23 protein-coding genes are annotated in these 22912 nt (G+C 68.0%); 8 read left to right on the forward strand and 15 right to left on the reverse strand.

The features are described 5' to 3' along the window. Window positions 1-161: 161 nt before the first annotated feature. Window positions 162-941, reverse strand: coding sequence for a helix-turn-helix domain-containing protein (locus AC5WS8_RS32405; protein ID WP_496107125.1), 780 nt, complete (start codon window positions 939-941; stop codon window positions 162-164). Window positions 942-1762: 821 nt separating this feature from the next. Between AC5WS8_RS32405 and AC5WS8_RS32410 the strand changes: the two genes are divergently transcribed. Beyond that, a complete protein-coding gene (locus AC5WS8_RS32410) occupies window positions 1763-2659 on the forward strand; it encodes a hypothetical protein (protein WP_496107080.1) in 897 nt (298 codons plus the stop codon). A 192-nt stretch (window positions 2660-2851) separates the two neighbouring features. Here the strand turns inward: AC5WS8_RS32410 and AC5WS8_RS32415 are convergent, their stop codons facing one another. Next, a complete protein-coding gene (locus AC5WS8_RS32415; protein ID WP_496107081.1) occupies window positions 2852-3310 on the reverse strand; it encodes a hypothetical protein in 459 nt (152 codons plus the stop codon). A gap of 66 nt (window positions 3311-3376) precedes the next feature. After that, window positions 3377-4633 carry a hypothetical protein gene (locus AC5WS8_RS32420; protein WP_496107082.1) on the reverse strand — a complete coding sequence of 419 codons (1257 nt, stop codon included), beginning with the start codon at window positions 4631-4633 and terminating at the stop codon, window positions 3377-3379. Window positions 4634-5295: 662 nt separating this feature from the next. On the opposite strand from AC5WS8_RS32420, the gene AC5WS8_RS32425 reads away from it, so the two are divergent. After that, on the forward strand, window positions 5296-5499 hold the full coding sequence (locus AC5WS8_RS32425) for a cold-shock protein (RefSeq protein WP_037751662.1): 204 nt from the start codon (window positions 5296-5298) through the stop codon (window positions 5497-5499). A 469-nt stretch (window positions 5500-5968) separates the two neighbouring features. Here the strand turns inward: AC5WS8_RS32425 and AC5WS8_RS32430 are convergent, their stop codons facing one another. Then, a complete protein-coding gene (locus tag AC5WS8_RS32430) occupies window positions 5969-6424 on the reverse strand; it encodes a DUF6233 domain-containing protein (protein ID WP_496107083.1) in 456 nt (151 codons plus the stop codon). A gap of 75 nt (window positions 6425-6499) precedes the next feature. Here AC5WS8_RS32430 and AC5WS8_RS32435 point away from each other — a divergent pair, with 75 nt between their 5' ends. The 3 genes from AC5WS8_RS32435 to AC5WS8_RS32445 all read left to right on the forward strand — a co-directional run bounded on the left by AC5WS8_RS32435 (window position 6500) and on the right by AC5WS8_RS32445 (window position 10137). Then, window positions 6500-7519 carry a DNA polymerase Y family protein gene (locus tag AC5WS8_RS32435; RefSeq protein ID WP_496107084.1) on the forward strand — a complete coding sequence of 340 codons (1020 nt, stop codon included), beginning with the start codon at window positions 6500-6502 and terminating at the stop codon, window positions 7517-7519. Window positions 7520-7637: 118 nt separating this feature from the next. Beyond that, a complete protein-coding gene (locus tag AC5WS8_RS32440; RefSeq protein ID WP_496107085.1) occupies window positions 7638-9101 on the forward strand; it encodes a hypothetical protein in 1464 nt (487 codons plus the stop codon). Between the two features lie 115 nt (window positions 9102-9216). After that, a complete protein-coding gene (locus AC5WS8_RS32445; protein WP_496107086.1) occupies window positions 9217-10137 on the forward strand; it encodes a hypothetical protein in 921 nt (306 codons plus the stop codon). Window positions 10138-10194: 57 nt separating this feature from the next. Here the strand turns inward: AC5WS8_RS32445 and AC5WS8_RS32450 are convergent, their stop codons facing one another. After that, on the reverse strand, window positions 10195-11169 hold the full coding sequence (locus tag AC5WS8_RS32450; RefSeq protein WP_366902759.1) for an ATP-dependent DNA ligase: 975 nt from the start codon (window positions 11167-11169) through the stop codon (window positions 10195-10197). 152 nt (window positions 11170-11321) lie between these two features. Between AC5WS8_RS32450 and AC5WS8_RS32455 the strand changes: the two genes are divergently transcribed. Both AC5WS8_RS32455 and AC5WS8_RS32460 read left to right on the forward strand, forming a co-directional pair. Beyond that, window positions 11322-12161: a hypothetical protein gene (locus AC5WS8_RS32455; protein ID WP_496107087.1), complete on the forward strand. Its 840-nt coding sequence runs from the start codon at window positions 11322-11324 to the stop codon at window positions 12159-12161. 99 nt (window positions 12162-12260) lie between these two features. Next, window positions 12261-13112, forward strand: coding sequence for a hypothetical protein (locus AC5WS8_RS32460; RefSeq protein ID WP_496107088.1), 852 nt, complete (start codon window positions 12261-12263; stop codon window positions 13110-13112). On the opposite strand, the gene AC5WS8_RS32465 is transcribed toward AC5WS8_RS32460, so the two are convergent. The 6 genes from AC5WS8_RS32465 to AC5WS8_RS32490 all read right to left on the reverse strand — a co-directional run bounded on the left by AC5WS8_RS32465 (window position 13098) and on the right by AC5WS8_RS32490 (window position 17212). Continuing rightward, window positions 13098-13292: a hypothetical protein gene (locus AC5WS8_RS32465; RefSeq protein WP_496107089.1), complete on the reverse strand. Its 195-nt coding sequence runs from the start codon at window positions 13290-13292 to the stop codon at window positions 13098-13100. The two genes, AC5WS8_RS32460 and AC5WS8_RS32465, sit on opposite strands and share 15 nt — an antisense overlap. Window positions 13293-13459: 167 nt before the next feature. Next, on the reverse strand, window positions 13460-13597 hold the full coding sequence (locus AC5WS8_RS32470; protein ID WP_496107090.1) for a hypothetical protein: 138 nt from the start codon (window positions 13595-13597) through the stop codon (window positions 13460-13462). A 40-nt stretch (window positions 13598-13637) separates the two neighbouring features. After that, a complete protein-coding gene (locus AC5WS8_RS32475; RefSeq protein ID WP_496107091.1) occupies window positions 13638-14201 on the reverse strand; it encodes a winged helix-turn-helix domain-containing protein in 564 nt (187 codons plus the stop codon). Continuing rightward, a complete protein-coding gene (locus AC5WS8_RS32480; RefSeq protein ID WP_496107092.1) occupies window positions 14113-14529 on the reverse strand; it encodes a hypothetical protein in 417 nt (138 codons plus the stop codon). The genes AC5WS8_RS32475 and AC5WS8_RS32480 overlap by 89 nt, the downstream gene beginning before the upstream one ends. A 482-nt stretch (window positions 14530-15011) precedes the next feature. Then, entirely contained in the window at window positions 15012-16241 is a 1230-nt protein-coding gene (locus tag AC5WS8_RS32485) for an MmyB family transcriptional regulator (RefSeq protein WP_496107093.1), read from the reverse strand. A 197-nt stretch (window positions 16242-16438) separates the two neighbouring features. Then, window positions 16439-17212 (reverse strand): MmyB family transcriptional regulator, encoded by a 774-nt coding sequence (locus AC5WS8_RS32490; protein WP_496107094.1) that lies wholly within the window; start codon window positions 17210-17212, stop codon window positions 16439-16441. A 515-nt stretch (window positions 17213-17727) separates the two neighbouring features. Between AC5WS8_RS32490 and AC5WS8_RS32495 the strand changes: the two genes are divergently transcribed. Continuing rightward, window positions 17728-18450: a helix-turn-helix domain-containing protein gene (locus AC5WS8_RS32495; protein WP_496107095.1), complete on the forward strand. Its 723-nt coding sequence runs from the start codon at window positions 17728-17730 to the stop codon at window positions 18448-18450. Between the two features lie 62 nt (window positions 18451-18512). Here the strand turns inward: AC5WS8_RS32495 and AC5WS8_RS32500 are convergent, their stop codons facing one another. The 4 genes from AC5WS8_RS32500 to AC5WS8_RS32515 all read right to left on the reverse strand — a co-directional run bounded on the left by AC5WS8_RS32500 (window position 18513) and on the right by AC5WS8_RS32515 (window position 22829). Further along, a complete protein-coding gene (locus AC5WS8_RS32500) occupies window positions 18513-19460 on the reverse strand; it encodes a squalene/phytoene synthase family protein (RefSeq protein WP_496107096.1) in 948 nt (315 codons plus the stop codon). Between the two features lie 40 nt (window positions 19461-19500). Further along, window positions 19501-20817 carry an FAD-dependent monooxygenase family protein gene (locus AC5WS8_RS32505; RefSeq protein WP_496107097.1) on the reverse strand — a complete coding sequence of 439 codons (1317 nt, stop codon included), beginning with the start codon at window positions 20815-20817 and terminating at the stop codon, window positions 19501-19503. 76 nt (window positions 20818-20893) lie between these two features. Continuing rightward, a complete protein-coding gene (locus tag AC5WS8_RS32510; protein ID WP_496107098.1) occupies window positions 20894-22249 on the reverse strand; it encodes a DUF6545 domain-containing protein in 1356 nt (451 codons plus the stop codon). Beyond that, complete coding sequence (locus AC5WS8_RS32515; protein WP_496107099.1) at window positions 22242-22829, reverse strand: M78 family metallopeptidase domain-containing protein; 588 nt, start codon at window positions 22827-22829, stop codon at window positions 22242-22244. Before AC5WS8_RS32515 ends, AC5WS8_RS32510 begins: the two co-directional genes overlap by 8 nt. Window positions 22830-22912 lie beyond the last annotated feature (83 nt).

The following is a 22912-nucleotide window of genomic DNA, read 5'->3' on the forward strand; positions in this document are numbered from 1 at the left end:
GTGGAAGAATCCCGTGAACCCCGCACCAGACGGGGGCAGCTTGTTGCTTGCCCCCAGGGGCGTCACCGGGCAGGTCCCGAAGAGCTCAGCCTCATCGGCCGCATCGTGATGCGGTGCGGCGAGACCGCCCAGATCGCGGAAACCAGATATCAGTGGCGGACTCATGCGCACACCAGCTCCAGGTGGCGCTGAGGCGAGACGGGACCGAGAGAGTGGATGGCTTCTCGCAGAAGCCGCCCGTAGGACACGTTCCGAGGGCTCTTCGCGGGCACCAAGAGGCTTACCGCACCGATGATGGGGCTCACGGCCTCAGGGGTCGTCCCGGACTGGGGAGGGACCGCAGCAGAGACCCAGTTCCAGCCCGGTAGCGGCGCGGCAGACCGCGCAACACCGCCCTGCCGGATCATCTCGAACTCGGGCTGGTCGGCATCCGGCCCAGCCATATGAGCCAGGATGACGCGGCCGGGCGCATCCGACTGGAGTGGCGCCTCTCGCAGCGCGGCAGCTCCGGCAGGATCGCGCAAGACAGCGCGGCGAAGCGCCAGTGACTCGCCCACCAGGTCTGTGCAGACCCGGGTCGCGCCCAGCGACAAGAACGCGTGAAACATGACCACTTCCCCGGTCTCCGTGTGGAGAGACTCCAGAACGCTCTGCACCTCGGCAGTGCCTGAGACTGGCGCGATCAGGCTCTGCCCACGGTGGATGTGTAGAGCGAGCGGCACCAGTTCGTAATGGCCGTACAGACCGGGGGAGCGGCGGACGAGGCCAGCCTCAATGAGCTGCTGCAGGCGTCGGTACACCAGCCGGCGCGGCAGACCACACACCTCCACGATGTCCCGTGGCTGATGTGGGCCGTGCCCGAGCCGGATCAGGGCACGCAGGACCCCGTAAGTCCGCTCGACGGCGCTGTGTTGAGAGGAAGCCAGCTGGCCGACGGACATCGAATACAACCCCCTGACACTAGATCCTGTGGCGGTGCGGAGGTTGTGCCCGTCATACCTCGTAACAGCCTGAGAACTGATCAGTACCTGACGTCATTGGGACCTGACCAGGAAGTTCAACTTCCGGTGAAGGTCGTCGGCCTGTTGTCTCAGAGACAAAGTTGCGGCGAGTCTGGGTCTGACCTGCGGAAATAGTCGTCGAGCGTTGATGTGTACCAACTTGAAATTTTCCCGCATGAATGTCGACACATCGTCACGAGCCGACGGGCCCTCACGAACCCTTCGCGGGAGGGACCTCGCAGGTCAGAAGCAGATCAAGCACCCGCGATGCGTCGTCCTGACGCGCAAGAGCCACCTGGGCCCAGAGGTCTAGCCCACTGATGATGTGGTACTCGGTGTCCATTGCATCTCTCGTGCTGGGGCACCAAGCATGATATGTGCCGGAATGAGTGAAATTCCCCCTACACCAGCATCCGGAAGTTCCGGAAGCGGACGGTAGAAAGATCAGCACGACTGAGAAAGGCTCTAGAGAGCCAGACGACTCCAGGCCCGACCAGGAGTTGGTCAGCAGCCGTCAGGTGGTGAGGCGCAAGGTCAGTGCCCGGACTGCGCGCCTCACCTCCAGTCCACTGCCGGTCCGGCTCACCATGGGCCACCAGTCCGCGCCGTAAGCACGCGAGCGGACGGTGGAGGTGTGGCCGAGTGACCGGCAGCAGGCCCATGACACTCAGCCAGGTCTGCAGGCTGATGTACCTAGTGACGCCGAGATCCTGCCAGACAATTCGCAGCGCGATCATCGCGGTGGCAGACACACTGTCCGGATGACCGACGACTGGCAGAGGGGTTATCCGATCGACCTGCGGACCCCGCAGCAACGGCAGAGGGCGTTCACAGACCACGTCTCGCCGGACTTCGAGCAGGTGGTAGGCCGAGTCTTGGCGCGCTTCACCGGCGCTCGCGTGTACCTCCAAGACGACAACAGGAAGCAGAAGACGCCCGATATCAGGATCGACTACGACGACGGCCGGACTGGGCACGCCGAGGTTTGGATGGCCCTGGACCGTCATCATGCCGAAGTCGCCGGGATCCTCAGCCGACGGCCGAACCTGGCCGCGCCGATCCTCGCCCGGAACTGGACCGCCAACGTCACCGGAAGCTTCCGCCTGAAACACGAGGGCAGGAGGTACACCGAGTGGCTGCCTGACCTTCTGGCGCATTTCGAGGCGGCCGGCCAGCTCTACGAGTACGTCCCACGCCCCGACAACCTCTCGGTGCACCCTGGTCCGTTGGCAGACGAGGCGCGAGACATGGGCATACGCGGCCTTGCGTCCCGCCCGGCCGACGATGGCGAGGTGGGAAGCGTCCAGTTCATCCTGTGGGAGATCGGAGGTCCGGCCGACGTGACGTGGGAGCCGTTCCACGACTGGCTCGACGACCACCTCAACGCCGACTCCGCCCACATGCGGGGCAACAAAGAGAAACTTGCCGGTGCCGGCGGCGACGAGAGCCACGCCGTCGTGGGAGTGACGATGACCAGCCCCTGGGCAGCCTTCCACGCCCTCCATTTCGATGCCGACACGTTGCCGCCGCTCCCGCCGAAGCTCCCCGAGGAGTTCACGCACCTCTGGCTGATAGGCGCACAGGCATCCGACCGATGCCTGGCCTGGTACCCGGATCGAGGTTGGTTCGAGCCGCATCGGGCCTGGGCAACAGACTGACGCTCGCCATGTCAGGCACGCAGCGCGCTGTGCCCGGTCCGTCCGAGTGGCGCACTCGAACGCGACGCCTGCGCCCTGCTTTCGGTATATGACGACGACAGCTGGCGCCCGACCGGCGCCGAGTTCGAGTTCACCGGAGCCGTTGCATCGACCATCCCGTTCCCCCTCGCCCGGTTCGGGGCAAGGCCTGGATCAGGCCGGCGACGTCAGCCCACAGCGAGACGACCGTGATGTCGGCATCCCTGAACGCTTCACGGCGATCGGCCTGTAGCGCTTGCCCATCCCCATATGAGATTCGGCCTCGGCCCGGGTGATCGACAGCAGGTCATCCACCGCGGTGGTGAGATGAGCATCGATGAGGCCGTACTGGTAGCTGTTCTCTTCCGCCGGGTGCCAGTGGGCCGTCGCGCCTCGTCCTCCACGCTGCCCGCCCTGACTGATGATGTACCGGACCGCGTGGAGGCCCGGCACCTCTCGCCTGCTGGTGACCTGCGGCAGCGGATACGGCACCGCTCTGGCCTGCGCTCGTCTCGGCGAGGACCAGTCACGGCTGGTGACCACCATCGCCGAGACCGGGCTGGTCATCGTTGCGGACAAGACCTCCGACGGCGGCGCCGTCGAGCACGTGGCGCCGGAGGCGGCCGGGTTCATGTCCGGGCGGCATGGCGGCGACGAAGACACCTTCCCGGAGGACACAGCCGACGAGGAGCGGGCGACTCATCCGGCCGGTACCGGGCAACTGAGCTCGAGGACCCGCTCGCACAGCCGGCCCGTGACGTGCGTGCCGGTCACCGATACCTCCGTGAGCCACTCGGCAGCCGTCAACTGCTCCACCAAGTTACTGAGTTCGCTGGAATCGACGGCACACAGCGAAGCCAGCATCTCGACTTCAAGGCCCCGGCCGAACGGCCCCAGCCGCCCATCGGCGCTGCTGTGCGCGGCACAGGCAAGAGCGAGCAGCCGCACCGCGGCCGGCGTCTTCTTCTTACGCAGCTTGCGCTCGCCCACGGCCTTCTGCGCCCACCCCGACAGTTTGGCCCGCATCGACTTCCCGAAGATGAACGGCCCGCGGTCGCTGTCACGGGGGAGGAGCGAGGGCACGATGATGTGGGTGGGATTCTCTGAGGTGGAGGCCAGCAGATCGGCCACTGTACCGGGCAGCCGCAGCCAGCCCGCGTCGACCATCGCCTGGAGGAGCTGTTCGGCATCGCCCAGGGGCAAGCCGTTCACGTCCAGGGCGGTGACGTTGCCGCTGCCCCTGCACGCGGTGCGCAGCGTCAGCAGCAGCATCAGCAGACGCCCCTCCGGGCCCGGAACTGGCGCGTGATCACGGACGTAGGCGAGGACGCCACGCGCGTGCTCCCACTGATTCGGCCCGGTCAGCACACGTGCGACCACCCCCTCGGTGCCCTGGCCCGTGCGCTGCTCCCACTGAAGACGGACGTTGGCCGCCGCCTGCTCGGCCCGCCGGGCCTCCGCACGCAGGCTCCCGTCGTCCGTCACCTCCGCCCAGGTGGCGAAGGCGCGTGCTTTGCGGGCGTGCAGGCTGGCCAAGAGCTCCAGATCCGGCTCGCTGGACTCCTGGTAGGCACGAAAAGCATCCCCGAGCTCGATGAGCTCGTCGCGCAGTACCACCGGCTGTAGATCGTGCGGCACGACGCGTTGCGCGATCTTCCCCCACCGCTTGGCCCGGCGTGACCTCGGCGCGGCCGTCGCCGATCGAGGCGCGGGCAGCCGCTGGCCGCCGCCTACCTCCCTCTCCGGGGCAGCGGGCGCAGTGGCGGAGAAGACCGGCTCTCCCACCCGGTCCCCAGCAGCACGCCCGGGAGCCTTGCCCGCGCCGGAGACAGAGGGCGCCGCTGCGGCGGGGGCGGTGGCCACGACGCGGGCGGCGGGCATCGCGGCCGCGCAGCGTGAACAGCATTCCCACGCCCGCCACCAGCGCCCGGTCGGATCGCTGACCACAGCCAGCACCACGGCTCCTCCGCACCGCAAGGCCCCGCCTGCGGGTCCCTGCCCGGCCTTCTCGGAATGTGCCTGACACCCTTCCGCGCGGCAGGCACACGAAGCATCACGCCGCGGCCCCCCAGCTGCCCGCAGGTGAGCCTTGAGATGAGCAGTGGCGAAGGACCGCCCCTGAGCGGCGGAGTCCAAGCGCCGTGATGGGCAGGCGCTCCGGCTGCAGGTGACCTTCACCGCAGGCACGCCGCGCCCCGCAGCATCCAGGCGTACGGTCCACACTCGCCCCGTCACCCGCTCGCTCGCGACATAGGCCTGCGCCATGAACCGCCCCTTTCCGCTACTACCGAAGACCGGATCTGCCGGTCAACATCATCCGGTATCCGTCAGCCCCAGCGCAGGACGCCGGCCACATCGCGTCAGCCGTGGTCACTCGCGAGGGCAGAGTCGTCTCCCGAAGGACAGGAGGAGCGAGATACGACCAGCCGTCCGCCTGCCCCATGACACCGGACAAGGCAGCTGCGGGAGTCGTCCTCGCCGTGTAGCGTCGCTGCCAGATGTCGTGGTTCGTACTGCCCGCGCGCGAGCGCGGGCGCTTTGCTGTGCAGTGCCGGACCAGGGCGATCACCTCTGGGACCGCGCGGTGCGGTTCCTGACAGCGACTGAGAGGCACCAGTATGGCCAGCGGAACCGTCAAGTGGTTCAACGCCGAAAAGGGCTTCGGCTTCATCGCCCAGGACGGCGGCGGACCGGACGTCTTCGCGCACTACTCCAACATCAACGCCTCAGGCTTCCGCGAGCTGCAGGAAGGCCAGGCGGTCACCTTCGACATCACCCAGGGCCAGAAGGGTCCGCAGGCGGAGAACATCACCCCCGCCTGAGTCTGGGGTCGTCCGGGCCGGGGAAAGCGTTCCCGGGCCCGGACGAGACGGCGCGCACACGGGCCAGCTGGCGTTTGAACGCCCGCAGCCGCGCCCACGGACGGGCCGCCGCCACAACCGGCAGGCCGGCCTGCCGGGAGACGCCCAGTGGCCCTGGCACGTCCCACCGTTGCCCTTTTCGCGGGCTGGGCGATCCGCGGCACGCTGCGCTCGCGCCGCCAACGCGCTCTTGGGAGTACCTCGCCGGCCTCGCGCTGCTGCACCTGTGCCGGACGATCCGCCGATCCCACGGCGGCCCACGAAATGAGGACAAGCCGCGCTCACACGCAGATGTACGTGCGAAGAATGATGCCATTTCGTACGGTTCACTTCCCGGCTCTGACAGGACAACCGGGTTCGGCGGTCCCGCGCTCCGATCGCACGTCGCGCGGGACCGCCATCAACGGCTGCGGCGAAGGGCCATAGCTGGTTAAGCCGATGTGCCGGGTGTCATGCCCGGTCCGGTGGGGCTCGCGCGGCTGGGTTTGCGGGCGCCACCCTTCAGACCTGTCGGCGTCGGCCGCGGCCCCAGCCGCTCTCTGTGAGGGCCCAGCTTTGCCTCCGGCCGGCAGTGCACGCAGGGCGCCACCTGGCGGCCGAGCGCGTCGATGGCCTGCTGGAGGGTGACCGGCTTGCACCGACCGCTCTTCTTGGCGGCCCAGCAGTCGCCAACGTGGAGGGCGTCCACATTCGCCCTGTTCAGGCCGTACTGGATCAGCCACTCGGGATCCGCAGGGCGCCGCCGCTCACCCTGGCGGTGTTCGGTCTCCCGGCGTTCCTCCTCCGCGATCCACTGATCGAGCTGGGCGAGGGATGCCGCCGTCTGCTGGACCACGACACGGCGGGCGAAGCGCAAGAGATCGAGACGGGATGGTGAATCGTTCACGTGTTCGAGTGTAGGTTTCCCCGGAAGGTTATTCGATCCTCAGTTCGATAACCTGGTGGAAGAGGAGGCGGAGACATGACGACCGTGAACAAAGCATCCGGAGGGCGGGTCTCCACCGTGATGCACGTACGCTGCCCGGACCGTCTGCCGGATGAGCTGTATCGCCGCGTCCTTGAGCAGATGGCCGATCTGTCGCCGGTCGTGCAGGCACTCCCGCCTACCGCGGCCCTCGCCGAACTGAAGGGTGCCCTGCGCTACCACGGAGCTGGCGCGGATGTGCGCCGACTCGGCCAGATGCTGCGCGTGCGCGCTCTGACCCGGCACGGCGTCGACCTGCGCATCGGAATCGGACCGGTGATCAGCACAGCCACAACCGCCTCCGCCCAGGTCCCCACGCCCGGCGGAGTGCTGGTCATCGATCCCGACGAGGCTGCCGACTGGCTGGCCGAGTTGCCCGTCGACGCCCTGCACGGCATCGGGCCTCGCCAGGCAGACGCACTCCACGACTACGGCATCCACACCGTGCGCTTGCTCGCCGCCGTACCTACGGCCACCATCCAGCGCCTCCTGGGAGGCCGAGCCGGCCGCCTGGCCTCCGAACGGGCCCGCGGCATCGACCCCCGCCCCGTGGTCCCCCGCAACCTGCCCGCCTCGGCGACCGTCCGCTACACCTTTGACCGGCACACCCTGGACGGCGCTCAAACCCGCGCGGCACTGCTCGAACTCGTCGTCAGTCTGGGACGGCTGCTGCGCCGCCGCGGCCAAGCCCCGCAGGCGCTGACTCTGAGCCTGACCTTCGCCGGAACCGCCCGCTGGGAGAAGAGCCGTCGCCTGGCCGAGCCCTCCGCGCACGATGACGACCTACGCACCGCCGCCTACCAGCTGATGGACGCCGCCGGACTGCAACGCGGACGCCTGACCGGCCTTGCACTCAGAGGCGAGGACCTCCTCGACGCCGATACCGTTCCTCAGCAGATCTCCCTCGACCCCTCGCGGGAGGCCCGCCTGATAACCGAGGCCGCTGTCGACCGAGTCCGCGACAAGTACGGCTCCGGCGTCATCGGCCCTGCCACCGTCTTCCGTCACGCCTCATGACAGTGCTCCCTGACCACCGTCCGGCCGCGACGACTGACAAGTCCCGCCGCGAGCAGCGGAATTGTCAGTGCGGCCCGGCATCCTGTCGGCGACGGATCCTGAAGAGGGAGTGGCAAGGATGCCAGACAGGGAGTTCGCCGTCGCGATCCCCGCAGCTGACGAGGGAGCGGTCAAGCCGTGGCGGAAGCTGCTGCGCGGACTGGACGAGTCCCAACATGGTGCACGCGGCTGCTTGGGGGACTGGCTCGAGGCCGGCGCCTCCTACGGCCTTCCGGCGGGCGCCGTAATCGTACTGTGCGACCCGCTACCGGGCGGAGACAAGAAGCGGGTGCGCCTGTGGCGGGTAAAGACCGACGGCACCACCAAGGTGGAGCGCGATTCCACGCTCGGCTCAGCCAACGCCTTCGGTGCCTCAGTGCGAGGCACGATGCGCCGCCTGGTGGACAAGCACCCGCCGCGGCCCGGACCCGTACGGCAGCTCACCGCCGCCCCGCCGCGCGTCAACGAACGCGCGGACACATGCGGGCTGTGCCGCCAGCCGGTCGCTGCCCGCGACGGTGTCCTCGCGCGCAACCACCGTGGCTACACCGAAGCCCGCCACCAACCGGGCCAGTGCCCACCCCCGCCGCCCCTCAAGAACGACTACGCGCAGGCCTGCGGCCGCTGCGGCGGCTGGCTGGAGAAAGGCGAAGGCATCCTCTACGAGGCCGCCCCGGCGCTGCCCGGACCGTACGGGGCCAGGGCCCTGCTCAAGGCTCGCCATCCCCAGGACTGCCCGCCGCCCGCCCAGCGCACGGCGCCCCCGCCGCGGGCCAACATGCGCGAGCAGGACTGCATGCTGTGCGGCCACCTCGTCGCGGCAGGCACCGGCCTCCTGGTCCGGCAAGACGGGGGCTGGGAGGTACGCCACCTCGAAGGCAAGTGCCTGCCGACGGAGGAGCTGTGGGAGATCACCCGCGGTGAACCAGGCCCCTACCGACGACGCCCCGAAAGCTGGGCCCCCGCGGGCACCGTGCTGCGCAGCACCCTCCACGACCACGGCCATCCCTTCCCCGACGACGCACCCGGCTTCCAGCGACTGCGAGACGGCGAGGTCTCCGCGATCGTCACCACGGTCCGCGAACGCCGCCCGGAGTACTGCCGCGACGAGGACGGCAACCAGCCAGGCGACCTGATCGGCGAGGACGGCTGGTATTTCCGCATCCTCGTGCGGCCAGCCACCGCCGACGAAGCCGCCGACATCCTGGCCCAGGAGGCCACCGCGCACCGCCGTGCCTCCCTGGCCGAGCGGCGACGGCGACTGTTCGAACAATCTGACGATGGCGAGATCCCCGAGACGGTCGACCTCACCGGTACGGTCCAGGTCGATTTCGGCGCCCTGCGCTCCCTGCACAAGCACTGGCCCGATGATGAACTCCACGTCGACGAGATCGCCGGCACTGCCTGGTTCCTCCGTCGCAACGGGGCGGACGGCGACAACTGGTCCGCGAACAACAACGCCGGCTTCATCGCTCGGCGTATGCCGCTCACCCCGGAGCGAGCCCAGCTGATCGCCGATCTGCGCGCTGAGTACGCAACTTGACCTTCCCAAAGGAAGCGATCTGTCCCGAAGCCACGGTCAGCGTCGGTGGCCTACGGCACAGTGGCAGGGTGCAGCCACTCTCTGGCTTCACGCCGCTACGATTCCGAGGGCAGTGATGGACCGCGACACCTACGCCAAGAACTTCGCCAAGCGCCGAGAGGCCGAACTGCCCGAGCAGTTCCGGTGGGTGCCCAGAATGTACCGGGCCGCTGCGGCACGCCTGGAAAAGCTGCAGCGGCAGGCCGAGCGACAGTTCCCCGGCGTCTTTGATCGTCTGGACCATGATCGCGAAAGCGCTGCCGACACGATCCCGTCCTGGTGCTGGTTGCCAGTCGCCCACGTCCAGCAGGTTCTCGCCGACCACTACCCTCATCGCGTCACCACCACCCCCGGCGCGACCGGCCCCGGACGCGCTGTCCTGGTAGCCGGCGACGCAGCCCTACTGGCCGCGATCGGCGCATGGCGGGCCGCCGGACGCCACATGGTCAACATTCACGACAGCATGGTCGTCGAGCTGGGAAAGGCGAGCGAGCGGATGCCCGCTGATCTGCCCCAACGCTGGCCCCTGTACGGCCTCTACATCGTCTCGGAGGCACCGAGCGGAGCCCTGGGTGCCTTCCTCCATCTGGAGTGGGACGAACGAGAGCGACGAGCTGAACTGCGCATTGCCCCGGACGTCTCCCCGACCGCCGCGCTCGACCGCATTCCCGTACAGCCGCTGCATCTGGAGGGTGACACTGTCACGGAAGCCGCCCGCCGAACAGCGCTGTCGCTCCAGGCGGGCGTCGACAGGTTCCTCGGCACGCAGACCATCCCGGACATCTCCGCGGGCAGTCCCGTCGATGAGGCCGCCCGACTTGTCGCTGAGAAGAATGCGTTCTGGGTGGCGGCGGCAGACTGGCTGGCTTCCGACCGCACAACACCGTTCGACGCTGCGGTGCTCGGCGGCGGCGATCCCACGGACCAGTGGCCGCCCGCAAAGACCCACTGCACAGGCCATTCCCCGATGCTGTGGCTCGCCGGTCCAGCCACTTGAACATGATCGGCGCGCTGCTTACCGCAGGGACTCCCGTATCCCCGCTTCCCTTACGCCCTACCGTGTGTCGGTGAAGCGCGGGACGTCGGCGGGGGTGAGGTCGGGGCGGGGCCGGTGCCATCGTGCGGGGTGCCGCCAGCGTCCGGCGCTGTCCCGGGCGACATCGACGCCGACCTCCACGACCAGCTCGGGCCGTACGAGGGTGACGTGCAGGGCCTCGCGGGAACCCCATCCAGCGGAGAACGTCCAGCCAGTCCACGGATGCTCGTCCTCGGCCGGAGCCAGCATGGCGCCCACACTCCGGCCCGCGGCCTGCGGGAGCGTGGTGCTCCGCCCGGTGTACTGAAGCCCCCCGCTGGCGTCGTAGCGCCCCAACAAGAGGGTGCGCGGCGCGACGGGGGAGCCGGTGACCGCCCCGACAATCGCGTCCTCGGTCTGGCGCGCCTTGTATTTCCGCCAGCCGCGCACCGATGACTCGTAGGGGCTGTCCAAGCCCTTGAAGACGACGCCTTCGAGGCCGGTAGAAGTCCAGGTCAGCCACTCGCGGACGATGTCGGGGTTGGTGGTCGACGGGCAGAGCGTCCATGGCGCGGTCAGCGGCCGCTCAGCGAACAGGTCCACCAGCGCGGCTCTACGCCGCCGGTACGGCCACCGGGTTGTGTCCGTGCCCCTGAGCCGCAACAGATCGAACACGACGAAGTGAGCCGGCCACTGCTCAGCCAGCCGGGCCGCACCCGCACCGCGCCGGTGCAACCGGCCCTGCAGCCGCTCGAACGCCAGGCGCCCGGACTCCCATACGACCAGCTCCCCGTCCAGGGCGGTCGCGTCCGGCAGCTGTGTGCTGGCGGACCGGATATCAGGGAAGGCCGGGATCAGGTCGGTGCCCTTGCGTGAGCGGAGCACGATCCGCCCGGCGTCCACCGACAGCAGGGCCCGCCACCCGTCCCACTTCGGCTCTGCGGCCGAGCCCGGCGGCAGTACCGGTTCGGCCACGGGGGCGGCGAGCATGGGTTCCGGAAGCGTCCAAGTCATGTGCCGATGCCTTCCACGTCGGCGTCCCACCGAGCACTGGGCCCGCCCGACGCGACCAGCCGGCTAGTGGCTGACCGCTCACCGACCACCGCCGCCACGCAAGCTGCACTACGCTGCGCGCTGTCACCAAGGTTCCAGAGGGGAGGCTGACTGTGGCCCAGCAGGTGGAAGGCTCCGGCAAAAACCGGAAGGAGCCCTTGTCGGGCGTCGCGCGGCAGCTGTGGGTGCTCTCTGGCAACGAGTGCGCCTGGGGCGATCCACTCTGCACGACGCGACTCGTCACAGAGGAAGGGGCCTGGGTGGGCAAGATCGCCCACATCATCGGAGCCGAGCCCGGGAGCGCCCGTCACGAGGAGTGGGACGGCAAGGACGTCGAACATCTACGCGACTTCGACAACCTGATGCTGCTGTGCGGGGTGCACCACGACCTGATCGACAGCAGCGCCACCCGGCACGACTACACCGTTGACTACCTGCGTGCCGTCAAAAGAAGGCACGAAGCCAAGTACCGCTACACGATCGACAACATCGAGGCCGAGTTCCGAGACACCGTGAGCGCCACTCGGGTCCGACCCGCCGCCACAATGCGTCGGTACTTCACCTGGGAAGGCGTTGCCCTGGAGCCGTCCGAGGAACAGGAGGTGCTGGAACTGGTCAACCGATTCGCCGGGCGTGTGGGAGGGCTTACGCGAATGGCCCGCCAGGTGCTGGTACTCGTGGTCAACGAAGAGACCCCAGACTTCGAGCTCGTGCTGCGGCGCTTCTCGACGGATCGCACGACGTTGGTCAGCGTCGTACGCGAGTTGGAGAAGGCGGAGATGCTCTACCTGCACGACGAAGAGTTCGACGAAGAGCGCGGCCAGCTGTCCTTGACCTCCGGGGCACTGGACGGAGTACATGAGATGTGGGCCCAATTCCGGGGCTTCTGCCGCGACGAGGACGTCGATCTGAAGGACATCCTGGTGGACCTCGACTTCTCCCGCTTGGACTGAGCCCGCTGCCAGGTGTCAGGACCTTGGCTCCACTAATCTGGCCCAATGCGGATGGGGGAGGCACTGGCGCGGCGGAGTGCATCACTCGTCGTAGCGGCCATGCTCACATGCCAGGCCCTGACCACAGCGGTCAACGGTCCCCACCCCATTGCCGCCTACACCGCGCTCATCATCGGAGCGCTCTGGACTTGGCACGGCCACCACACCAGCGACCGCGCCACCTCGTCCGGCTACTTTGCACAGGCACTGACCTGGGACTCCTTCGTCCGCCCCACGAAGGCGCCCGACCAACCCACGGCGCTCTACCTCGCGATGGCCGCGCGCATGCGCCAGACCGAGCACTACGTGCACGCCTTCGCCGCTCAGCACGGACTAGAGCGGATCTCTCTCGCCATTCCCAGCGCGCGACACAGCTTCAAGGATGCCCGCGCGACCGGCCACGGCCGGCGCGGGCACCTGTGGCTGGGCGCCCACTGGTTCCATCCTCAGCACAGCCAGCACCTTCCGCCGGTACTTGAGCATGAGCTCGCGCACCTCCGCCGCCGCGACACGCGCACACGACGGGTCATCGAAACCTGCGCGCTCGTGGCAGTCACCCTCGCTGCAGGTCTCCTGCCCACCTGGGCTTCCACCGCGACCGCCCTGACGGCGTGGATGGGCACCGCTGCTCTGCACTGGTGGGCTGAACTCTCTTGTGATGCCGCCGCGGTGAGGGCCTGCGGCCGCACCAGTGTGGCAGCCATGTGGACGGCCGACATCGCCGACGAGCGCACCACGTCCCGGACCGCCCGAGTCTGGAACTTCATCCGCGCTGGGCACCGGCACCCACCCCTGAGACTGCGCCGCTGGTTCGCCCTCCACGCGCCGCTGCGCCCCAGCGATACGCCCCACCCCCTCAGCGCCCTTCCCGGCGTCCCCTACGCGACCCGCTGCGGGTCAGTCGGACAGTGAGCGCCCGCAGGCCGCCGCCCGGGCCAGGACCGAAAAGGCCGGCTCGCCGCCCCGCAGGCGCTGCTTGACGCGCATGCCGTCCAGGGTGACGTTCATCGCGGACACGGCGATGCCCGCCGTGCGGCAGTCCCGGGCGATGGCGGCACCGTCCACGCCGACGGCATCGATCCATGCCTCCATCTCCTGGGGCCACAGCCCCACTCGGGCCCAGGCCTGCGCCCGAGCCCGCAGCTCGGACCGGCGTAGGTGCCCTGCACGGCGGCTGAGCACGGTGAAGGCGTAGCCCTGCGAACGTCCCTGCGCCAGGCGCCGATGGCGTTGGGCAGGCGCGTGGTCGCTGCCGATGTCTACTCAGCAGAACTCGCGAGGGCCGCGGCCTTCTCCAGCCACATGCGTTCGTCGTCGGTACGTGGCCCGGCGACAAGCGGTGGTACCCGACTTTCCAGATCGGCGGCGCGTGCGCGCAGCTTGGCCGGACTGCTCATGGTCGATTCCTCCTTCAACATTCCTGGGGCACGGTGCTGTTCAGCGCGCTTGCTCGTGGGGAGTCTGCCATCGGGGGGTGACACCCAGCGCTGCCCACCACTTGGTCAGCTGGGCGTTGGTCACCAGGCAGGTGTTGAGCTCCCAGTTCGGATGCCCCTGCGGCCGGATGTGGCTGAGGACGTCGCGCAATGTGTCCTCCAGAGCCTCGGTACGACAGACGTCGGCCGTTTCGTCGCCAATCGGCTTGGCCTCTTGGGGAAGGGGATCCGCGACGAAGCTGCCCCTGCCATGCACGATGTCGATCAGCCCTTCGGAGCGCAGTACGCGCAGCGCCGCCCGAGCGGTGCCGCCGGCGATCGCGTACTGCTCCTGGAGGCTGCGCACGGAGGGCAGTCGTTCGCCCGGCCGCAGATGCCTGGACAGGATCTGCCGCCTGAGGTCTGCGGCGGTCCGCTGGTAGGAGGCAAGAGGGCAAGAGACTTCGGCGGGGGCGGCGCGGCGTCGCCCGCCGTGTTCACCGGCTGCCCCTGGCTGTTTCGCGGCGGGGCCTGTTCGGCTCCCGTCCGATCTGCGTGGCGACCTGCCTGATCTCCGACTGTCCATAGGCGGTGCGCACGCCGGACGCGCTGTACCCGGCGCGGCGGGCGAGTTCCTCCAGGCCGTAGGGGCGGTTGCCGTGGAACTCCCTTCCCCAGGCCAGCAGTTGCCGGATCCGGGCGTCTACGGCCTCCTTCTGTGCCTTCAGGTCGTCGAGCGCCAGCAGCAGCGGGTCCGTCTCGAGCTCCTGACCTGCGGCCTCCAGGCCGAGGGCGTCGTTCTTGCGCTGCTCTGCCACCTGCTCGCAGGCGTCGACGTAGCAGTCCTCGGGAATGACGGTGCCTGGTTCAGGCATGGGGTGGCGGAGGGCAGCCAGTTCTTCAATCCGGTTCATTCTGCGATCATCGCAAAACTTTGCGATGATCGCAATGAATTTGGCTGCAGCGCTGTCCATGGGCAGGCGGCGGCATCGCCCTTTTCGGTGCAGGGACTTCGTCCCGCCACACGCGGCCAGCGGCAGCGCCCCTCCGAGGGCATAGGGCGGACTCTTTCAGGGGGCGACCTCTGGCCGCTGCGCTTGCCCCACTGGCCGGTGCTGGCCTACCGCCAGGCGCCCAGCCCGCCTGGTCGAGAGCGTTGCGACCGCCCAGTGGTACGCCAAATGTTGTTGCCCACCCGGCGGGGAAGGCGCGCAATGGGCAGGTCAGATCCGGCAGGCTGGGGCGGAGGCCGTCCTAGTCTCGGCTTGCGTGATCTCTTCGGGGGTTGGCCGGGCGGGCTTTGCCACACCGCCTGCGTCGGCCCGCGAGACGACGGCAGTGCGTCGGGCGGAGAACGCTCTGCCGCGCATCAATGCCGGGCCGATGAGGCTGCAGCTCACAGCCCCGGAAGCCAGCAGATGTCCAGATCGAACCCGGTCTCCGCCCGGCCTGGGTCTGCCGGGCCGGCGTCCGCCGGGCTGACCGCGACACCGGCTACCCAGCTGGCCACGAGCCCCCGGCGCGCTGAAAGGGGCATCTCGTACCGCCACTGGTACAGCGCGTGCCGAACGGACACCGGTGCGGGTAGGGCCGGTTCACCGCCACCGGCGATCAGGACCTCCTGCAGCTGGGCCAGTCCGGTCAGCGCCGTCTCGGTGTAGATGCGGGGCAATAGCTCCTGCGCGAGCTGATCCTCCAAGACCGTCGCATCTGCCTGAAAGGAACAGCCCGCCGAGCACCGGTATACCCGGCCCTCCTCGTACGTCATGGCTGGCCCGCATAACCGGCAGTAGGCGATGCCGGCGAGCAATGCGTCCGACCACTGATCGGGCTCCTGCTCTTGCTCGGGTAGGATCAGCGGCTCGATATGCAAAACGATCTGAAGCAGGTCCGGGCGCCGGGCCGGAACGGAAGTGAACAGGGAGATCATCTGGTACGGACCGTCCTTGGTGCGCCAGACAAGCTCCAAGCCGTCCACGTCCTGGAGGCCGGGCCGATGCGATGTACGCGAGTTGCCTCCGAGCCCCTCGTACAGGGGGCGCGAGCTGCCTTGGACATCCCTGAGCAGGGCCCGCAGATCGGCGTCGAACGGAGCCACTGAGTAGGCCTGGCAGAGCACCTTCGCGAAGGTCTTGGTGACATCGGCAGCGTTGACCAGCCGGCGGCGGGCCTCTGAGGAGCACAGTATCCAGCGCAGCAGGCTCCAGCCCGGCTGGCCCAGCTCGGGAAGTAGTTGGACGGCGCTGGTGTTGGCTCCTACGACACGCCACCTGTGGTCCACCATGATGGCTGGCATGGTGAAACCCCTCAGTGTGGCTTTCAGAGCCGTGTCGAGCGGCCTTCCGCAGAAGTCCAAGCTGCTGCGAGCCTCGGCCGGGATGCGCAAGGCATCAATGGCCGCGGTGAAAGCCCTCGCGCCGGGCCAGCCGGAACCCGTCTCAAGAGCTTCATACTGGCGCGTTGTCAGTCCCGCCGCGTATGCCACGTCCCGGGTGGACTGGCCGGACCGGGTGCGGTAGCTACGCAGGGTCTGACCAATTGTCCCACTGTGCATGCCCTGTTGTCCCTTTCGGGTGCTGCCGCCCACCAGGGCCTGACGGGCCACCACCATAAGCGTCCATGCCATGCTCAGTCACCCGCATCGCGATAATCCGGGCTGTGCGGAAGGGTTCATGCCGACGGGGGCCTGTGGCGGCTGTCACAACTCGGGCAGGGATAACGCATCGCGGAGCGCCTCTCCCGGAGATGATGCTCTGAGCGGCACTCGGCCTGGCTGCTCTCGTTGGCGCAGTGGACCGACGCGTTGGACTGGATGGAGGTGCCCTAACGGCTGCGTTCGGTCTGCTCCGAAGCCTCCAGAGACAGGGTCACTGCGCGGAACCCGTGGTCCCGGGCGTGCGAGGGGATGGCGGTGGTCAGCAGCACGGGAGTGAATCCCCCGGGGCCCGCAAGAATGTCGCGGACGACGCCGTCCTCGTCGTCGGGATACTCACTCGGCTGAGCCAGGAGGCCCGGCACTGTGTGCAGGTAGGCGTTTTCCAGTTGCGGCCGACTTGCGATCTCCTCGCGGATCCCACGGAGTTGAGGATCCGACTGGTTGTTCTGGAGGGCGAGTGCGAACTGGCACAGGTTCGGCAGCATCCACGCCTCACGCCAGGCGCCGAGCATGTGGGGCGCGTCCGGATGGAACAGCGTCCATCGAAGAGTGTTGACGGCGGGGTGGTTGAGAGGATGCGGGGAGACGGCATCGAAGAGCTGGTGATAGGCGTCGTTCGCCGCGACCACGTTCCAGGCGCCATCAGTGAGGCACGCTGGGGCGCTCTGGCGGTGGATATGGACATCCACCCAGCGCTCCGTAAGTTCCAAGAGTCTCTCGTCGCCGGAGAACGAACCGGACAAGGGTGCAAGGTGCCCCGTGAGGCGGTAGAGCTGGCGGCGGCCGGCGTCGTCCAAGCGCAGTGCCTGGGCCAGATCATCCAGTCGCGAGCGAGGGATGGGCTTGCGCTGGCGTTCCCAGTCCCGGTACTGCCGGTCACTCATGCCGAGGTCTTCCGCGAGGCTTTCTTGCTTGGCATCGATCGCTTCGCGGGAGTTCACCAGGAACGCGGTAAGGCTCCGGGCCACCGGCAGTTCCTGGTCTGCTGGCCGAGGGTCCCTGCCACCAAGGGAAGCCTCCTGCGCACCGGAGCGCATGGCCGGAACGCGAAGGACTGATCCGGCACTCGGTGACGGGCAGCTTGTGAAAGCCCTAATAGTGGTCATTCTTCCCCCATGGGCTGATGCCGCCCGGTGACGGCGTTGCGGCTCTTCGCTCGCCGGGCGCCGGTGTCGGCGTTTCGGGTCATGGGCTGGCCGGTCCTCCCGCCGCAGACACAAGGTAACTGTGGGTGACAGTCGAAGACCGTCCTGTAGTAACGGATCTGTCGTCGAACGGCGATCCTGCTGCATACGCGGACGGGTGTCAATTGGCACCCGTGTTGCCTGCCATGATGTCGGGTAGGCTACAAAAGTGACCTCTACTTGATGTGGGGTACCGCGCCGATCATCGGGCGATAGCCTTCTGTGCACCGTGCACGTAAGGTACTGACGACGAAGCAGGAGACCGCCCGCTTATGGACAACACCACGCAGGTGGAGGACGTGGCGGCGGCCCTGTCGGAGGTCAAGGCGGAGCTGGAAGAGCTGGGGCACACCATCGAAGTGATCGACTTCGGCCAGCTGACCTACAAGACGGGCATCGCCGAGGCCACCGTCCGCGCGCTCTTTGCGGGACAGCCCGTCAGCCCTGAGGAGGTAGACCCGCCCTTCAAGGATCAGCTGCGATTCCTCAGGGAGACCAGGCTCAAGGAGGACGGTCGTAAGCACACCTTCCTGGAAGTCGCCAACGCTGTGGGTGTGGCCAAGTCGACGATCACGAACCTTCTGAACGGCACACGCAACCCCGGCTTCGAAATCAGCAAAGACCTGGCCGAGTTCTTCAAGGCCCCGGGCTTCTTCACCATCGGCCCGAAGAAGGCTCTCCTCGACGCGTTGGAGCCGGTCTTGGTACAGGCTCGCTTCCTTGCGGAGTTCAAGGGCGGGGGAGTGGAGCACGTGGCGCTGCGCGGGAGCCTGGCGGACGGCAGCGACCAGTTGGACCAGGAGCTGCGGGCGGCGATCCAGCAGGTGGTCGAAATGGCCCGTGCCTCGCAGACGCCGTCGGAGACGGCTGCGGCGGATGATGACCCTGAACTACGCGAACTCACCGACAAGGTACGGTCGTTGTCGCCCACGCATCGCAGAAGTGTGATGGGCATCTTCAGGAGCGTCGTCGGCCTGACCAAGCGGGACGAGTGACGACGTCGTCGTTGTAGGAGTTCGCGGGATACGCGGTGCCGTGCCGGACCGGAGAGCGCTGGTCACCGCAATCGACGCTGCTGGGTCTTCGCTGCCAGGTACTGCCGCGCCAGGACTCGAAGGGTGGCCGCGATCGGCGGTCGTACCCCGCCGTGCAGGAGAGATCCCTCCTTCCGCCGTACGGCCTGGAGTTGCAGGTCCTGAACGGAGATGAGGGCGCGGAGGAACGGTCGGTAGGACGCCGCAACCAGGCTAGGCAGTCCCTGGCTCGTGCTGAGCGCGGCTTGTGCGAGATCGGCCTGTGCGCTGACCAGGCGCCCCAGCGAGGGCATGGCGGTCTCCGCCTTGGCGCGTAGGCCCTCGAGGGTCAGCCCGTGCCGGACGAGTTCCTCGTCGGCGATGCCGATGCGGCCCCGCTCGGCATCCTCGGATAGGTCGGCTAGGAAGTCTGCCCGTTGCCACGCCTCGATCAGCGCGCGGCATCCCTGGTGGAACGGACCCTCCGCGTCGGCCTCTGGCGCCGGGGCGATCAGCGATGCGGTGAGCATCAGGGCAGGCAGTGAGTAGTTGTCGATGTAGGCCTGGTAGTCGGCCTCCGTGTCAAAGCCGGTCCAGTCAGCCTCTACGGGCGCCCCATGCAGGAATGCGTGGACGCGAGCGGTCACATGCGGGTGTCGGCGTGTCGTGTCGGCGAGGGCGCGGAGGAGGGACTGGCCAGCGGTCCCGGGACCAGGGCTGCTGTCGAGCGCCGCCCTCACCTCGCGCTCCCACGAACTCAACGCCTCCCTGCGAACGCCCGGGTCCCCCGCGTCGATCCTCTCGTCGGTTTCATGCATGAAGGCGACCACCGCGACAACGGATGGGTGAAGCCACGCAGGGAGCAGAAGCCGGGCGGCGAAGTACTGCTGGGGCGCGAACCGGCGCACCAACTTCCGTTGGGCGTCGTAGTCGCGCCGCAGCGTCGCATCAGTGATGCCAGCCTCCGTCAGAGCGGTGGACCAGCGGGGCATGGCTCTCCTTCGAGTGACGGTCGTGGCGCCGGCGCGGCGGTCAGCGGCTCAGGTTGATACGGGCCGTCTTCAGCAGGATGTGAGCGCTGGTGAGGACTCGGGGATGCTGGCACATGTGGACGACGTCCATGTAAGCAGCGTTGATCTCGGGGCTCCGAACGGATGCGCGTGTGATGGCGTCGCCCGCCCAGCGGAGCAGGGGGTAACCGCGGGGGTAGGGGCCGGTCACGTGCGGCTGGGCCAGGTCGGCGGTCGTGGACAGCTTCCAGGCGGCGTTCACGAACACGTCCGCGCGGCGGAAGTAGTCCCGGGCCGGAACGTGGGCGTGCGCTGAGGTTCCTGAGTGGAGGTACGAGGCAAGGGCGGAAGCCTGCAGGGTGGCGAGCGTCAATCCTTGCCCGTAGATCGGGTTGACAGAGGCCACGGAATCGCCGACCGCGACCAGGCCGCCCGGGAACCGACTTGTGGCGCTGAACCGACGGCGTCGGCTCTCGACGAAGTGGAAGGTTTCGACGTCGGACAGCAGGGAGCAGCTGTCGGCGACCTTGCGCAGGGGATCGACGCCCCGTCGCATCCGGCGGAGGAACTCATGCGGGTCGCGAGTGGGCCGGTGGCCGGCGTAGCCAGCCAGCACGACCGTCCACCGGTTGTCCTCGACCGCCGCGAGTGCACCGGGCTCGCAGAGTGTGGGCTGGTAGCCGCTGTCCGGACCGGGAGCTGAGTGGGCGATCACGGTCCCGTCAAGTTCGTCGCCGCGGCGGAAGACGGCTGTGGCGTAGCCGAGATCGACTCGCATCCGGTCCAACGGCGGCGCCGGCCACCCCTCCTCCTCAAGCCACGCGCTCAGACGGCTGGAGCGGCCCATGGCGTCGACCACAAGGTCGGCGGTAAGCGCCGTCGCGGCCTCCTGCCCGGCCGGGATGTAGTGGACGCCGCGCACCCGATCACCCTGCATGACAAGTCCTTGCCCGCGGCCCGCGATAAAGCGCACGTTGGCCAGGCCTTGAGTACGCCGCCGTATCGCGCTCTCTATGAACGGGCGGCTCGCGCCGAGCATCTCGACGTCGAGGGAAGGCCGGCAGCGGCCGTCTACGTAGAACTCCACTGCACTGCCACTGCCGACCAGTGCACCCCCTTCGGTCATCTCCTTGACGACACCCGGGAAAAAGCGCTCCAGCTGAAGATGTCCCATTGCGAGAAGCGCGTGCAACTGCTGGCGGTGCGGTGCGCCCGGACCGGTGGGCTCGACGTCGAGCCGGTCTGGTTCCACAACAACGACGTCTTCAGCGACGTCGCTCAGCACGCGGGCCGCCATCAGGCCTGCGAAGCTCCCTCCCAGCACCACTGCCCGCTGCACGGGGCCCCCCTCCGAGCCAGTGACGGCTCAACCTCGTTCGAACATCTGCACCGCAAAATAGCGGCCGGACGTGAGACTACCGCGCCGTTGGGGAGGTCTTGGGCGCTCCTTCTTCCCTGCGGACAGTGCCGACTATCTGCAACGAGGAATCCACCAGAGGGGAGTAGAGAGCTCGGGCAATGAGCACCTGGCGCCGCCTCTCCAAGGGGGCAGGCGTCTTCTTGCCCGGGGCGAACCGTTGAGGTCCGGGAGCCACAATTGGTGCTGTGCCATCAGGTCCAGCGGCCTGGAGACGCTGGACCGCGTCACGCAGGACTGCTGCCGTGACGGCTGCTTCGAGCTCAAGCTGGGACAAGCCTTTCCTGCTCAGGCGCAGCTGGCTTCGCAGGGCTTCGGTCTGCAGGGCCTCCTTGTGGAGGCTTGCGACCGCCTGCCCGGGCAGGTCGCGGATCCAGCCCCGCCGCTCCAGCAGCCGGATCCCGTCGAGAATCTCGATCAACATTCGGGTGAGTGTCCAGCGCACCCCGATCAGGCGGCTCGGCCTGGACCGCCTGGATTCGTCTGCCGATTCGAGATCGCCTTCCTCCGGCTCTGTCCGTCTCAGCTCGAGAGACAGTTTCTCGTCGACGCCGGTGACGACGAGATCCCACAAGGGCTCCAGTGCCGCGAGGTCACGGCGCTCAGCGAGCCACTGGCTCAACGCTGCACCGCTCATGCCCCAGCAGAGCATGATGGTCCCAACGCTACCGAAAGCCGAGCCCAGCACGCCCACGGCGTCGAGCTGGTGGTGCCCCATCGCGGCGGCGGCAACCGCAGGCGCCGAGCAAACCACGTATCCGAACACCACGAGATGGCTGGCCGAGTACCACCGAAGCGCGTGCATGAGCGTCTCGTCGTCCGGCCGCGCACGACGTGATCGGCGACTGGCGGTCAGCGTTCCGCAAGCCAGCATGAACAGGAAGACACCAAGGAAGACGATGACGTACGGATCGCCTTTCACCTGATCGGTGTTGAACTTCAGCGGGTCGGCAGGCCCGGTGAGATCAGCTTGAAGAAACGTGACGATCATGACCGCGATGGACAGGGCATAGGCGAACGACCAAACCGCGATCGAGCGCCGCGTCTGCTCCGGCCGGTCCGGATGCAGCGGGGTCCAAGCAATCGTCAGCATGTGCCATGTCCCAAAGCACAACAAAATGCCCAGGTAGACCAGGAGGGTGGGGAACCATGGCTGGCCGAGGGCCGAACCCACTCTCCTGTACCCCCAAGGAGAGGCCACCACGTAGACCACGCCGCCCAACACGTGGGCCACGGTCTGCGCGGCGAATTCGGGGGCAAGATGACGTTGAAGGACGAATGCTTTCCAGGCCCCGGCCGTCAGGAGAAGGGCCGCGATGGCCAGGTAGACCGCGGTCGCGGTGCTCTCAGACACCAGTGCTCCGGTGGGTAAAGGTCAGGCGGAAACCATGTTTGTCGGGCGTCCGGAGGGCGATCATGCGGTCCAGCGCCACAGTGGCGAACGTCTCGACCGCGCGTTCCACCGGGGACTCGTAGTGAGAGCGCATGAAGAAGGCGGTGACCTCATCCACGTTGAGCGCCGGCGTGAGGCGAACTGCCAACTCCCTCGACAAGGGGCTGGCGCCACCTGCCGGAACCACGCCCTCGTTCCTGCCGTCGTAGAGGAAATGCCCTAGTTCGTGGACTGTCGAGTTCACCTGGCTGAGCTCAGCGTCGTGCTTATCGACTGCGATGTAGTCCCGATCCCTGGTGGCGAGGGAGAAGGCGCTGATGGTGTCCGGCATGTCGATGCACACCACGGCGATGGGCTTCCCGCGGCGCTCGGCCACGTGCTCCACCAAGCCGTCGATGGTGCAGACCCTCGAGCGGCCGAGCTCTGTGCGGATCCGCCTTGCGGCAGCCTGGGACTCGTGACGTATGGCGAGCTGTTCACCGGCTGTGTGGATCCAGCGCGGCCACCGCTGCCGATGGCCCGGCCGTTCGGTCGGCTGCATCCTCGTTTCCCCTCGTTCTGGCGGAGAGAGGTTATCAGCCTAATTCGCGAACGCCGGGGCGCTGCAAGGGGTTACGGGGCGCT

It is taken from the genome of Streptomyces sp. PTL18 (assembly GCF_059510295.1).

Bases quoted from the DNA above. Each gene is read 5' to 3' on its own strand.
- AC5WS8_RS32405 (WP_496107125.1), bottom strand. From the start codon at position 941: ATGTCCGTCGGCCAGCTGGCTTCCTCTCAACACAGCGCCGTCGAGCGG.
- AC5WS8_RS32410 (WP_496107080.1), top strand. From the start codon at position 1,763: ATGACCGACGACTGGCAGAGGGGTTATCCGATCGACCTGCGGACCCCG.
- AC5WS8_RS32415 (WP_496107081.1), bottom strand. From the start codon at position 3,310: ATGAACCCGGCCGCCTCCGGCGCCACGTGCTCGACGGCGCCGCCGTCG.
- AC5WS8_RS32425 (WP_037751662.1), top strand. From the start codon at position 5,296: ATGGCCAGCGGAACCGTCAAGTGGTTCAACGCCGAAAAGGGCTTCGGC.
- AC5WS8_RS32435 (WP_496107084.1), top strand. From the start codon at position 6,500: ATGACGACCGTGAACAAAGCATCCGGAGGGCGGGTCTCCACCGTGATG.
- AC5WS8_RS32440 (WP_496107085.1), top strand. From the start codon at position 7,638: ATGCCAGACAGGGAGTTCGCCGTCGCGATCCCCGCAGCTGACGAGGGA.
- AC5WS8_RS32445 (WP_496107086.1), top strand. From the start codon at position 9,217: ATGGACCGCGACACCTACGCCAAGAACTTCGCCAAGCGCCGAGAGGCC.
- AC5WS8_RS32450 (WP_366902759.1), bottom strand. From the start codon at position 11,169: ATGACTTGGACGCTTCCGGAACCCATGCTCGCCGCCCCCGTGGCCGAA.
- AC5WS8_RS32460 (WP_496107088.1), top strand. From the start codon at position 12,261: ATGCTCACATGCCAGGCCCTGACCACAGCGGTCAACGGTCCCCACCCC.
- AC5WS8_RS32465 (WP_496107089.1), bottom strand. From the start codon at position 13,292: ATGGAGGCATGGATCGATGCCGTCGGCGTGGACGGTGCCGCCATCGCC.
- AC5WS8_RS32470 (WP_496107090.1), bottom strand. From the start codon at position 13,597: ATGAGCAGTCCGGCCAAGCTGCGCGCACGCGCCGCCGATCTGGAAAGT.
- AC5WS8_RS32475 (WP_496107091.1), bottom strand. From the start codon at position 14,201: ATGGACAGTCGGAGATCAGGCAGGTCGCCACGCAGATCGGACGGGAGC.
- AC5WS8_RS32480 (WP_496107092.1), bottom strand. From the start codon at position 14,529: ATGAACCGGATTGAAGAACTGGCTGCCCTCCGCCACCCCATGCCTGAA.
- AC5WS8_RS32485 (WP_496107093.1), bottom strand. From the start codon at position 16,241: ATGGCATGGACGCTTATGGTGGTGGCCCGTCAGGCCCTGGTGGGCGGC.
- AC5WS8_RS32495 (WP_496107095.1), top strand. From the start codon at position 17,728: ATGGACAACACCACGCAGGTGGAGGACGTGGCGGCGGCCCTGTCGGAG.
- AC5WS8_RS32500 (WP_496107096.1), bottom strand. From the start codon at position 19,460: ATGCCCCGCTGGTCCACCGCTCTGACGGAGGCTGGCATCACTGATGCG.
- AC5WS8_RS32515 (WP_496107099.1), bottom strand. From the start codon at position 22,829: ATGCAGCCGACCGAACGGCCGGGCCATCGGCAGCGGTGGCCGCGCTGG.